Here is a 13137-nt window from a genome sequence, read left to right on the forward strand (position 1 = left end):
TAAAAAATTAAAAGTAATTTTTATGGATCAATCCTCTTTATGGCATTTCAAAATTCTTGCGCCAATATATAAAGCAATATCCATGCCATAATGGTGAAAATTTTTATAATAAATCTATTCCTACATATTATATACAGTTAAACAAAAATTAATGACTATTTTGCTTTGCCAAGCCCTTTTTATGTCCACTTTCTCTAGAAGCCCTCTATAACCTGCAACTATTGCTTCATCGCCTCTTTCTATTTGAACCGTTTTGTGTTCAAATAGAAAATAACGCGAACCGTTTAAGGTTCACGTTATTTTCATTTAAACTTTTCTGGTATTTAAGCCATTTTTCTATCGTCATCTTCTCTGTATTTTTTCGCTTTTTCGACAGTCCATCCTCGCTTCGTTTACTGAATTCCGTACTTCTTCTTTTTCCGCACCAGCTGCGTCTGACTGATACCGATGGCTTGAGCGGTCTTTCTCGTGGAACCGTACCGCTCGCAGGCGTACCGCAGCAGATTCTTTTCAAAGCTCTCCACCAGAGGCTCCAGGGCAAAATCTCTGCTAATCAACTCCTCAAAGTTATCTTCCCCGCTGAAATCTACCTGTTCAAAGGAATCATCATTGAGGCACTTGATTACATCGATTAAGGTGATGTTTTCCCCCTTAGCGCTGATGAGAATCCGCTGGACGGAGTTTTCCAGCTCTCGGATATTTCCTACCCATTTTCGTTCTTTCAGGTAATCTACCGCTTCTTCGTCGATACCACGATTAATCTCATACTTTTTATTGTAAGTCTTGACAAAATGCTGCACTAAGGCTGGAATTTCAGCCTTTCGCTCTTTAAGAGATGGGATCCGCACAGGAAACACATTGAGCCTGTAATACAGATCTTGACGAAATTCTTTCTTTTCAATCTGTTCCAGCAGATTCCTATTGGTAGCAGAAATAATCCGCACATTCGTCTTAATCGGCGTAGTACCACCCACCCTGTACAGCTCTCCGTCTTGGGTGACTCGCAGCAACTTGGCTTGGATGTCCAGAGGCAGTTCCCCCACCTCATCCAGAAAGATGATACCGTTGTCCGCAGATTCAAAATAGCCCTTTTTCCCCGAGGCGTTGGCGCCGGTAAAAGAACCTTTTTCGTAACCGAAAAACTCCGATTCCATCAAGTTTGGTGCAATTGCTGCACAGTTGATTTTAATAAAAGGCTGCATATTCCGCACGCTGTTTTTTTGGATGATGTTGGCAATCTTATCCTTACCAACACCAGTTTCTCCCGTAATCAACACATTGCAATCGTACTTGGACACCTTCAACACTTCTTCTAATACTACCGCCATAGCCCTGCTTTCGCAGATGAAATTCTCTGCCATGCTGTGCCGATAGCCTTCGCTGGACAGGACACGATCCTCTCGAATCAACGGATAGGCCAGATCGTCCTCAAAAATGGCCGTAGAAGAAGCGGCATCTTTGATGTAAGGCGCCAGCTCCCGCACCACCTCAATATCAAACTCATCGTACTTTTCCAAGTACCCGTCCGCGCATTTCAACTCCAGGTGCTTGGAGATGGATTCAGTGATATAGAGGGCAATGTTATAGTTATTGATAAAGTTGGCAAAGATAACAGTACCGCTGGATTTGGTAGCCAAAATGTTGATTGTCTCCGCTCCCGGGATGTCTGCACAGTTGACAGTCATTTCAAATCGAGAATCGATACTGAGTTTTTCCAGGCATTCCATCGGACGCAGGATGTTTACGTAATGAACCTCATCAAAGACCTCGGACAGCAGTTTATCAATGGATTTACCTACGATGACCAAGTCGGTCTTCTTATCGAACAAACACATGATTTCTGCATCCGGCCCTGCCGTCTTGCGAATAACATATCCGTACATCAAATTGGTCATGATGTTGTTGCCTAGAACCAGAAAGCTTTTTCTGCCTTCAATCTCCCGGCTGACCCGGTACAGGGTGCCGGATTCGTTGAAAATAAACAGCAATAGATTAAGGGGGACTCCTTCTGGCTTTCGCACTACGGGAATTTTATCAAAGACGATAGCATACCCCTCTACCTCTACCTGTTTGTAGGCCCGGTCGATGCTAATAATGCGATTGATGTACAGGGGCACGCCGGCCAAAGAGGTGTTACAGAGCACTTCATCCCCCGGCAGAAAGCCCTTTTCGTTATTGTAGGCCTCCCCCACTTCATCTACGATACCATAGAGCAGCCCCCCCGTATCTGTAACCGGATTGTGGAATTTCCCCCGTTTCAGCACGATGTCCATAATCTTATCCTTGATTTGCTCCTCATGGTTATTGGCTTCCAGACAAATCTGTTTAAAGCAAGTTGTCTCCAAATGTAACCGCCTTATGGAGATACGCATTTCTTCTGGAGCAATCTCTCTGGAGTTGTCCAGCTTCCATGCAGAAGTGGGCAGCACATATTTAGGTTCCAAAACCCGCCGTATTCCATAATTTAGCATATACTGTGTTCTCCTTCCATTTATCCTTGAACCAAAATCGGTTCGTTTTTATCTATTTTCAATCATAACCTATTGGCACGGGATTTGCAATTAATATTTATGCCTGTATTCAGCAGGCGGAAAACGACTTTATTGGAAAATCATCATTTTTACAAAGGAGAATGGTATAATGGAAAAGATTTCAGCAACATTACGATTAAGAATGTCACATAAGGATGCTCACTACGGTGGAAGCCTGGTAGACGGAGCTCACATGGTTCACCTGTTCGGAGACCTGGCTACAGAATTACTGATTAAGGCAGATGGAGATGAAGGTCTTTTTTTACGATATGACGAAGTAGAATTCCTGGCTCCTACTTATGCCGGAGACTATATTGAAGTTTATGGAGAAATTACTAAAATGGGTAACACTTCCAGAACAATGGCCTTTGAAGCAAAAAAGGTTGTTGCAGCTAGACCGGACATCAGCCCATCTGCTGCTGATTCCCTGGAAGAGCCAATTGTTGTGGCTAGAGCAAAGGGTGTCTGCGTAACACCGAAGGAATCCAAGAGAAAGTAATCGACCACATATCTTTTAATAAGATACATCAATTCACACATATAATAAAATAAATCTTGTGACCGGGACATGCTGCGGCAGTTTTCTGCGGCATAGCCGGTCCATCGCAAACTTTGGTTATGTGAATTATGCGATTTCCTCATCGCATATGAGCTTAACATATATGTCCGAATCTTTCGGACGATCCTTCATCATCTTTTTTATTTTATGCAAAAAAACCTCTGTTCCTCCAGAGGTTTTTTTGCGTCGTTTTTGAAGTTCATCCGTTCTTTTCTGTCTAATTTTATTATTGCTAGGACATCCTTCTCATCATCCTTTTTATGCTATAGGCCTAAAGGATCAAGTCCTAATACTTCCTATATTTCATAAAAAGATATCATCTACAAGTCCTCTGCTCCCACTTTTGTTCCTCCGAGAGTCAGCGGCTCTGCTGTAACTGGCAGGTCACAAGACCGCAGCCTGCCAGTCTAGCGCTCTTTACTCCATCGTCTCTTGACCTCTTTCCGCTGTTTCTTCCAGCCAGCGACGGCCAACCTGAATCTGCCGCAACACTTCCGACGGAGCCGTGCCCCCGAAAGACACCCGGGCCTCTACACAACCCTTGATGCTCAAATCTGGCAGCTTGTCCCCAGCCAGCCATTCATCAATCTGTTTCAAATCATTTTCGGTCAGATCAGCAAAGTCCTTATCTTGCTGTTCGCAGAACTTAACCATCTTGCCGACCACCTCATGGGCCTCCCGGAAAGGCATTCCCTGTTTTACAAAGTGCTCAGCAATGTCTGTAGCATTTAAAAAGCCCTTGTGCAAATGCTTGGCGATCTGGTCTAAGCGGAATTCCGTTTTTTCTAACATCTTCGCAAAAATTTGCAACGAGTCTTTCCATGTGTCCAAGGCATCGAACAAGCCTTCCTTATCCTCCTGGAAATCCTTATTGTAAGCCAGCGGCGTCCCCTTCATCACCGTCAGCATCTGTACCAAATGGCCGTATACCCGACCTACCTTTCCTCTCAGAAGCTCCGCCATATCCGGATTTTTCTTCTGAGGCATGATGCTGCTTCCTGTACAAAAGCTATCATCAATAGCAATATAACTAAACTCCTGTGAATTCCACCAGACAAATTCTTCAGCAAAACGGCTGATGTGCATCATCGAAATCGCCGCATTGCTGAGAAACTCGATTACGTAGTCTCGATCGCTGACGCTGTCCATGGCATTTTCCGTAGGGCCTTTAAAGCCCAGCAATTCAGCAGTAAAATGACGATCTGTCGGCAAGGTGGTCCCTGCCAGCGCACAAGCGCCTAATGGGCAGTAGTCCATCCTCTCATAGGTGTCTTCCAACCTTTGAATGTCCCGCTTGAACATCTGGAAATAGGCCATCAGGTGGAACCCTACCGTTACCGGCTGAGCATGCTGCACGTGAGTAAACCCAATCATAATACTGTCGGCATACTTCGCCGCTTTTTCCAACAGAACCTGCTCCATATACAGTAAACGGCCAAGGACCTCCCCAATCTGTTCCTTCATATACAGCCGAGTATCTACCGCCACCTGGTCATTCCTGCTCCTAGCGGTGTGCAGCCGTTTTCCCGTGTCCCCCAGTTCCTGAATCAGAGCGCCCTCCACCGCCATGTGGATGTCCTCCTGCTTCACGTAAAACTGAAATTCTCCGGCATCAATCTGCTCTTTGATTCGCTGAAGCCCGGCGATGATTTGATCCTTTTCGACTTCTGCCACGATGCCCTGCTTGGCCAGCATCGTCACATGGGCAATACTTCCCTGTATATCACAGGCATACAGCCTTTTATCCACGCCGATAGAAGCATTGAACTTCTCTACGATTTCATCCATGCTTTTCTCAAACCGACCGCTCCATAAATTTGCCATAAACCTTCTCCCTTACACTTTCTGCATGACTGCTCTTTTCTTCATTTTCTGATTTTAACATATCCAACAAATAATTTCTACATTTTTGTGTATTTTAACAAATTTTATTCTTCTTTTTTCCTTATGTTATTAATTGCCCTTTTTCAGTGGACTTATTTACAAATTTTTGTATTTTTAATATCCACTAACTTATATTTCAAAGTGGGATTTCTGCCTTTGTCTGCTATGCAAAGTACGTATCCCTGTTAAAGCACAGGACAGAATGTTAAAAAACACGTCTAAGACGTGTTTTTTAACATTTTTTCTATATAAATCATGGCAGCAAAGACTGCTGCCAAAGTCCAGAGGTCCTTCATCTATAGACCAAAGGAAGTCCTTATCTCCCCGTTTTATCGCTTGGCGGCTAGTTCTTCCATCATTTCCTTATACGTTTTCTTCTCCTCGCTGTCCTTTTGAGGTGACTTTTTAGAAACCGGCTTAGGGAGTTCCGCCTGCTGCTGCATGGCCGCCAACAGCTGTGCTTCAGCGCACTGCTCCAGCCGCAGTCGATTCAATAGGTTGTTGCCTTCTGAAAGAAGCTCCTCCGCCTGCTGATCAAACTCGGTCTTGCTGTAGTCGTCTCCCTCCGGAAGAAATAGATGGCTTCCTATATTAAAATACATAACACACACTCCCGTCTACACGAAATATAAGGAATAGGAAAAGACAGGAAGCCTGAACTCCTTCTTCATATTCCTCATACTAATATATCGGAAGGAAGTACCCCTTACTTAAGCTCTGCCAGCAACTGCACTAACAACTCCCACATGCGTTTTACCGATGAAAGGCTCATTCGCTCTGCCGGAGAATGAAATCCCCAGCAGTTAGGTCCGATGGCGATAGCATCTAAATGAGGCATGGTCTTCAACAGGCAACCACATTCAATGCCTGCATGAATAACCACCGGCTTCATCTCTCTGCCAAACTGTTGTTGGAATACTTCCATGGTCTTCTCCCGCAGCGGAGAATGGAGATGAAAAGGCCAGGAAGGATAACCTGCAAAGAAAGAAATCTCTGCGCCAAATACCTGCCCTAAAAGCACTACCTGATTTTTAATGTGCTGGCCGGTGGATTCAAAGGTTGCCCGCAGCTCCGCTTCTACGTCCAGCCCAGCCTTCCCCAAGCGAATAACGCCCAGGTTAATAGAGCTTTCCACTAGTCCCGTCATAACCCCGTTCATATTCTCGATACCATCCGGAAATAAATATAAAAACTGAATCAGCTTGTCCAAGCTGGTATCAGTCAAAACCTCTGCATTCGAGTTCTCCAGCTCTGTCCATTCCAGCACTAGCTGTTGGCATACACCCTGATATTCCGTCTGAAAGGTCTCCTCCAACTGCTTTACCGTGGCGTTCACCTGCTGACCCATGAGTTCTGGTACCAGCAGAATGGCCTCTGCCTCTCGGGAAATGGCCAGTCTATAACTCCCACCACTCATTTCCGCTAGACGAATATCAAACAATCCCTTAAGGGCATACAACGCCCGCACCAACAAGCCGATAGCCGTGCCGTGACCGCGATGAATATCCTCACCAGAATGGCCGCCCAGCAGACCGCTGACTCCCAAGCGGAACGCAGAAAAACCTTTCGGCGTTATCTCCCATTCCAGCGGCAAAGTCCCTTTTACCCCAGATCCGCCACAACTGCCCGCTAAAATTTGATCCTCCTCCGCCTGATCCAAGTTAATCAGCTTATTGGCCTGAAATAAATCAGCGGTAACCGTATTAGCCCCTTTAAAGGTAGACTCTTCCTCGGTTGTCAACAGAATCTCCAAAGGCGGATGCTGTAACTCGGCAGCTTCCAAAACCGCCATGCAGTAAGCAACCCCGATACCATTGTCGGCTCCTAAGGTGGTTCCTCCTGCTGAAGCAATTAAATCTCCTTCTAGTTTCAGTAAAATCGGGTCCTTTAAAAAATCGTGTCCGCTGTCGCTGTTCTTTTCGCAGACCATGTCCATATGGGCCTGGAGCATGACCGTCTCGGACTGTTCGTAACCCGGAGCAGCTGGTTTTTTAATGATTACATTCAGTGCACTATCCTGATAAGCTTCCAACCCTTTTTCTCTGGCCCAGCCGTATATGTAATCACTGACAGCCTTTTCGTTTCCGCTTCCTCGGGGAATCTGAGATATTCGTTCAAAGTGAGTCAGAACCCCTTCCGGTTCCAGCCCTTTCAAGACTTGTTCCATTGCCGCCCTTTTCCCTTCTTTCTATACTCATTCCTGCATAGCCGTAATCAGCTGCGGGATAACCTGCTTCTTTCTGGAGACAATATTTTTCATCGTCAGAGAAGCTTCCTCTGCCTCTGCGCCAAAGGCCCGCTCCACCACAGCTTTAGCATTTTCTCCCACAAACAACAGCTCTGTGGATTCCTGTATCACATCGGTAAGCATGAAAAATAGCATATCGGCACTGGAAGTCTTGCAAGCGTTTTCCATAAAAGGCAACAGCTTCGGCTTTAAGGCCGCCAGCTCCTGACCGTCTAGCGAAGTAATCTGACCAGCGCCAAACTTAATATTATTGCTGACAAATTTCTTATAGTCCTGGTAAAAAATTTCTTCCGTAGATTTATCTTGAAGCGAACTGCCTGCCCGGAACATCTTCTCCGCGTGATCTTGTATGTCAACGCCCGCAATCTCCGCCAGCTTTTCCGCTGCCCCTTTGTCCGGCTCCATGCAAGTTGGCGAACGGAACATCAGGGTATCCGATAAAATAGCAGAACATAACAACCCGGCCATTTTAGGATCAATTTCTACCCCCAGTTCCAGATACATCTGATAGACAATTGTAGCTGTGCAGCCTAAAGGCTGGTTTCGGAAGTATACAGGAGCCAAGGTCTCTAAATTACCGATTCGGTGGTGGTCGATAATCTCCAGAATTTCTGCTTCGTCAATACCATCTACTGCCTGAGATTTTTCGTTGTGATCCACTAGAATAAGCTGTTTGCGATTCATATTAATCAGAGAGCGCCTGGAAAGCATGCCGCAGTAGTTTCCAAACTTATCTACAACCGGAAAATCCCGGTATCGAATTTTGGTAAGAGTTTCCCGCATATCGCTGATGTAATCATCTTCCTCAAAACTGACGATTTTTTCTTTCCGCATAAAGTAGCGGATGGGTGTGCTCTGACTGATGAGCCGAGCGGCCACATAAGTCTCATAAGGCGTGCTGATAATCCGGCAGCCGCTTTGGCTGGCTAACTTTTTAATGGTCTTAGATACTGGCGCATCCATGCAGACCACAATGCACCCAGCATTCATTTCGATAGCACAAAGATGAGATTCAAAACGATTTCCTGTAATAAGGATATCCCCTTTTTCGATATAATCTTCCATCAGATCTGGGTTGGCCGCTCCGATAAGAATTTTGCCGCTTTCCACCATGCCTTCTTCATCACCTACCACCATGGTTCCTTCTAAGGTATCAAGAATATTCCGGTATGGAGTCTTCGATAACGCTAAAATTCCTGTCTCGTAGATGTCCATGTTGGCTGTGGCAATATCGTTGACGGAAATAATCCCCTCCAGCTTGCCCTCCAAGGTTACCGGCAAGGTAGAATTGGAGGTATCTTTCATCATATTCCAAGCTTTTTTCAGGGAAATTCCACTAGGTATACCCTCAATCTTCTTGATGGCCACATCTCGAATCTGGGTGCCGACATCATCAATTAATTCCGGCGTATCCATCTGGAAATATTCCAGCACATATTTTGTTTCGTTGTTAACCTGTCCAGCCCGCCGAGCTTCATAGGGCCTGTCTGAAATTTTATTCTTCAAGGCTGCATAAGCCATGGCCGAACAGATGGAATCCGTGTCCGGATTTTTATGTCCAATCACGTAAACTGGTTTGTTCAACTGTAGTTCCTCCATTAATCTTTCCTCTATGTTTTCGTCCGGCTATGCCGCCGATTTTTTTCTTCTGAATACATACTTATTTTATTTATCTTATACTGATTGAAAATAAACTGCAAGTCTTTGATTTTTTCTTGACAAATTTCCAAAGAGGGGATAGACTAAATAAGTCCGAAATCGGACTATCGTTTATTGAGGAGGTAGAATATGAAAGACTGTCCAGAGGATTCAACAGATATTCGGGAAATGTTAGAATCTTATTACGACGTATACTTTGGTGTAGATGCGGTTTATGAGCAGTTTGCCAAGCTTCACGGGCTGACCAGCAGTTCCCTTTTTATCTTAACCATGATTTATCAGCATCCCAAGGAATGCACGCAGCATTTTATCTGCGACAAGCTGTTTTATCCGAAACAGACAGTTAATACGATTCTGGATTCCTTTGAAAAAAAAGGATATATATTTAAGGAAAAAAATGTTCAGGATAAACGCAATAAGAATGTGCATCTGACCGAGGCCGGTCAGCAGTATGCAGATGTCATCCTCTCTGATATGCGTTATCTGGAAGAGACGGCCCTGACGAACATGAGACCGGAAGAACGAACCGCCATGCTCCAAGGGGAGCAGGCCTTTTTAACCCAGCTGACGCAAGCCCTTAGCACATTGAACAAACAAGGAGATCTTCCATGAAATATTTACTGAAATATTTTAAAACTAGAAAAGGCATCTTGGCTTTGATTTTTTTCACTTGCCTGGCGGAAGCCTTTGGAACCCTGCTGGTTCCCTATTTTGTAGCAGAAATTATCGATGTGGGCATTGCCCAGCAAAGCGTTTCCACCATCATTACCTTGGGCTTTCAAATGCTGGTTGCTGCCTGTGCTGCCGCTTTGATTTCCCTGATAAGCAGCTATTTTAGTGCCGAATTGTCCGCCTCTACCGGCCGATATCTGCGAGAGAAGCTTTTCAATCAGGCTCAACTGCTTACCCTAAAGGAATTCAACGGCTTTGGCACAGCCTCGATGATTACCCGAACCACTGGGGATATCACGGTCATTCAGCAGACCATTATTATGGCTGCTCAGATGATTTTACCCACACCGCTGATTGCCGTAGCCGCCATCGTCATGACCGCTATTATTCACCCCTCTCTGATATACATTCCCCTGACCGCTTTAGCAGTGTTTTTGGTGGTAGTCTTTATCCTCTTAAAAAAATCGGCTGCCATTTCTTTCACCATTCAGGGGCGAGTAGACTCCGTTAACCGCGTTGTTCGGGAGGCCTTGACAGGCATTCGGGTTATTCGCGCTTTTGACAACACAGAATATGAAAAAGAACGAATGGATACAGCGTTTTCAGCTTATGCGGACAATGTAATCCGGCTGAATAAAATCTTTGCCTACTTCAATCCGCTGGTTTGGATGATTATGGGCCTCGTTATGGTTGCGGTTGCGTGGTTCGGCGGTCATTTGGTCCTTCTAGGCAAAATTCAGATTGGCAGTATATTAGCCGTCACCGAATATGTCATCCTTATGTTGACTTATTTTATTATGACAGCTATGGTGCTGGTCATGCTCCCACGAATGACGGCCTGCTTGAGGCGGGTGGCAGAAGTGTTAGATACCGTGCCGGAAATCACGGACGAAAAAGCTGAAACGGCAGGAACCACAGGTGAAGAATCGACGGCACGGTCTGTTCAAGCGGATAGCAAATCCCTGACCGGTCTCCAGTTCCGCCATGTGACCTTCGCCTACCGCGGTGCAGAAGAGCCTGTTTTAAATGACCTGAATTTCAGCTGTCAACCAGGAAAGACCACGGCTATTATCGGCGGCACTGGCTCCGGCAAAAGCACCGTAGCAGGCCTTATGCTTCGGCTATATGATATTCAACAAGGTCACATCCTCTTAGACGGACAAGATATCCGGCACATGACTCAACACCGGCTTCGGGAGCACATGGGTTACGTCCCTCAGAAATCTGTTCTCTTTGGTGGAACCATCGCTCACAACCTGCGGATGGGGGCACCTGATGCCAGCGAAGACGACCTGCGTCAAGCCGCCCGCATTGCCCAAGCGGACACCTTTATTGAAAGTCTGGAAGACGGTTACCACAGCCATGTGGCTCAGGGAGGCACCAACTTCTCCGGTGGCCAGAAGCAGCGGCTGTGCATCGCCCGAGCCTTAGTTAAAAAAGCTCCTATCTATATTTTTGATGACAGCTTTTCTGCTCTAGATTTTAAAACCGATGCCGCCCTGCGAAAAGCACTGAAGGCGCAGATGCGAGATGCGGCACTAATCATTATTGCCCAGCGGATCAGCACCATTATGGACGCCGATCAAATTATCGTATTAGATGCTGGAAAAATCGCCGGAATGGGCACGCACCAAGAACTTATGGCAACCTGCCGCATATACCGAGAGATTGCCGATTCACAGATTACGGGAAAGGAGGCAGACCGCCATGGAAAATAACGACAAGCAACTAGATATAAACACCCCTACTGATTACGATCTGGCGGAAGTCCCTAAACACACCCTGCCCACACTGAAACGGCTGCTGGGCCTGCTGGCTGCTCAGAAAAAATCCCTGATTATTCTGTTGACATCTGTGCTGACCGGCATTGCTCTTTATTCTGCGACCCCGTTGATCATGGGTGTTGCCATTGACCGGCTGGTAAATCACATTCGCCTCCAAGGCATCACGGGAAACGTAGAAGCCCTAGGGTCCATCTTAGGCCCGCCATTACTGATTTTGCTGGCAGCTTATTCCCTTAGTTCCCTGTTTTCTTTTATCCAGGAATACACCATGGCCAGCGTAGGGGAAACTCTAGTACTGTCCATAAGGAAACAGATGAGTGAAAAGATTAACAAACTGCCTCTAGGCTATTACGATTCCAAACAGACCGGTGAATTATTGAGCCGTGTCACCAACGACCTGGATCGGGTAGCTGAGGTGTTGACCACGGGCGCTTCTCAATTTATCAACGCAGTGGTCACCATTACCCTCAGCGTCGGCCTCATGCTTCTTCTTCACCCCTTGCTGACAATTCTTATCCTGCTGTCCATGGCTGCCAGCCTTTGGGCCGCCAGCTGGATTGCCGGTAAAAATTTTCAGGTAGCTTCGGAGAATCAGACAGTACTAGGAGAGCTCAACGGCAAAATTGAAGAATTCTATTCTGGAAATTTAATCCTCAAGAGTTTCAACCAGCAAGAGGAAGCCGCGCGAATTGTGGAAGAAATCAGTCAACGGCAGTACCAAGTCAGCAAAAAAGCCCAATTTCTGCTGTACGCCATCTATCCGATCATCCGTTTCTTAACTCAAACCGGCTTCGTGATGACGGCTATCGTCGGCGGCATCTTCGTGGTTCGAGGTACGCTGACCATTGGCACCGTGCAGGCATTTTTGCAGTACGTCAATCAGATTTCCGAGCCCATCACTCAATCCTCTTATTTCATCAATTCCCTGCAGACGGGACTGGCTTCAGCAGAACGCGTTTTTGAATTTCTCGACGAGAAGGAGGAGAACCCAGATACCACTGACTTTGAGCCGGTGACCGCTCCAAAGGGTACGGTGGAGTTTCAGCATGTCCGCTTCGGCTACCACCCAGACTCCCTATTGATGAAGGATATTAGTTTCTCGGTCAATGCCAATGAGATGGTAGCGATCGTCGGCCCTACAGGAGCAGGCAAGACCACCTTGGTCAATCTGCTCATGCGGTTTTACGAGTTAAATGGCGGGAAAATCTGTATCGATGGAGTAGACATCCACAGTCTGCCAAAAAAAGAACTGCGAAAGCTGATTGGTATCGTCCTTCAAGATACCTGGCTGTTTAAAGGTACCATTGCCCAAAATATCGCCTACGGCAGAATGGACGCCACTCAAAAGGAAATCGTCCAAGCGGCAAAAGCTGCTCGCTGTGACCATTTTATCCGCACGCTGGAACATGGATATGATACCATCCTCTCCAGTGAGGACAGCAGTATATCCCAGGGCCAAATGCAGCTTTTGACCATAGCCCGGGCCATCCTGGCAGACCCTGCGCTGATGATTCTGGACGAAGCCACCTCCAGCGTGGATACCAGAACGGAAACAGAGATTCAAAAAGCCATGTCCTATGTCATGAAAGGAAAAACGAGTTTTGTTATTGCTCACCGCCTGTCCACCATCAAGTCAGCAGATTTGATTCTGGTCATGAAGGACGGAAACATTATCGAAAAAGGCACCCATGATGAGCTGCTCAGCGGAGACACCTTCTATGCAGACTTGTACAACAGCCAGTTTACCGCCCCAAGCAATAGCACAAATTAATATTTTTGCCTATTAAAGTGGAAACAAAG

At 46.1% G+C, this 13137-nt stretch carries 9 protein-coding genes; 4 read left to right on the top strand and 5 right to left on the bottom strand.

The genetic code is table 11. The features are described from left to right. Window positions 1-392 precede the first annotated feature (392 nt). A complete protein-coding gene (locus Ami103574_RS15900; protein WP_246213160.1) occupies window positions 393-2471 on the bottom strand; it encodes a sigma-54 interaction domain-containing protein in 2079 nt (692 codons plus the stop codon). Between the two features lie 169 nt (window positions 2472-2640). Between Ami103574_RS15900 and kal the strand changes: the two genes are divergently transcribed. After that, the gene (gene kal, locus Ami103574_RS14995) at window positions 2641-3030 is read left to right on the top strand and encodes a 3-aminobutyryl-CoA ammonia lyase (RefSeq protein ID WP_163067760.1); all 390 of its coding nucleotides are present in this window, start codon (window positions 2641-2643) and stop codon (window positions 3028-3030) included. 477 nt (window positions 3031-3507) lie between these two features. Here kal and argH read toward each other — a convergent pair whose 3' ends face one another. From argH to Ami103574_RS15015, 4 genes are all read right to left on the bottom strand, one after another. Continuing rightward, complete coding sequence (gene argH, locus Ami103574_RS15000; RefSeq protein WP_163067761.1) at window positions 3508-4914, bottom strand: argininosuccinate lyase; 1407 nt, start codon at window positions 4912-4914, stop codon at window positions 3508-3510. A gap of 389 nt (window positions 4915-5303) precedes the next feature. Continuing rightward, the gene (locus Ami103574_RS15005) at window positions 5304-5576 is read right to left on the bottom strand and encodes a hypothetical protein (protein ID WP_163067762.1); all 273 of its coding nucleotides are present in this window, start codon (window positions 5574-5576) and stop codon (window positions 5304-5306) included. A 104-nt stretch (window positions 5577-5680) separates the two neighbouring features. After that, entirely contained in the window at window positions 5681-7141 is a 1461-nt protein-coding gene (gene pepD / locus Ami103574_RS15010; RefSeq protein ID WP_163067763.1) for a beta-Ala-His dipeptidase, read from the bottom strand. Window positions 7142-7168: 27 nt separating this feature from the next. Beyond that, a complete protein-coding gene (locus Ami103574_RS15015; RefSeq protein ID WP_330587119.1) occupies window positions 7169-8806 on the bottom strand; it encodes a putative manganese-dependent inorganic diphosphatase in 1638 nt (545 codons plus the stop codon). Window positions 8807-9010: 204 nt separating this feature from the next. Between Ami103574_RS15015 and Ami103574_RS15020 the strand changes: the two genes are divergently transcribed. Genes Ami103574_RS15020 through Ami103574_RS15030 form a run of 3 tightly spaced genes read left to right on the top strand, consistent with a single transcriptional unit; the run spans window position 9011 to window position 13108 of the window. After that, entirely contained in the window at window positions 9011-9493 is a 483-nt protein-coding gene (locus Ami103574_RS15020) for a MarR family winged helix-turn-helix transcriptional regulator (protein WP_163067765.1), read from the top strand. Beyond that, window positions 9490-11271 carry an ABC transporter ATP-binding protein gene (locus Ami103574_RS15025; protein WP_163067766.1) on the top strand — a complete coding sequence of 594 codons (1782 nt, stop codon included), beginning with the start codon at window positions 9490-9492 and terminating at the stop codon, window positions 11269-11271. Before Ami103574_RS15020 ends, Ami103574_RS15025 begins: the two co-directional genes overlap by 4 nt. Beyond that, complete coding sequence (locus Ami103574_RS15030; RefSeq protein WP_163067767.1) at window positions 11261-13108, top strand: ABC transporter ATP-binding protein; 1848 nt, start codon at window positions 11261-11263, stop codon at window positions 13106-13108. Before Ami103574_RS15025 ends, Ami103574_RS15030 begins: the two co-directional genes overlap by 11 nt. The last annotated feature ends 29 nt before the right edge of the window (window positions 13109-13137 follow it).

This window comes from Aminipila butyrica (genome assembly GCF_010669305.1).
In the GTDB taxonomy this organism is placed as follows: domain Bacteria; phylum Bacillota; class Clostridia; order Peptostreptococcales; family Anaerovoracaceae; genus Aminipila; species Aminipila butyrica.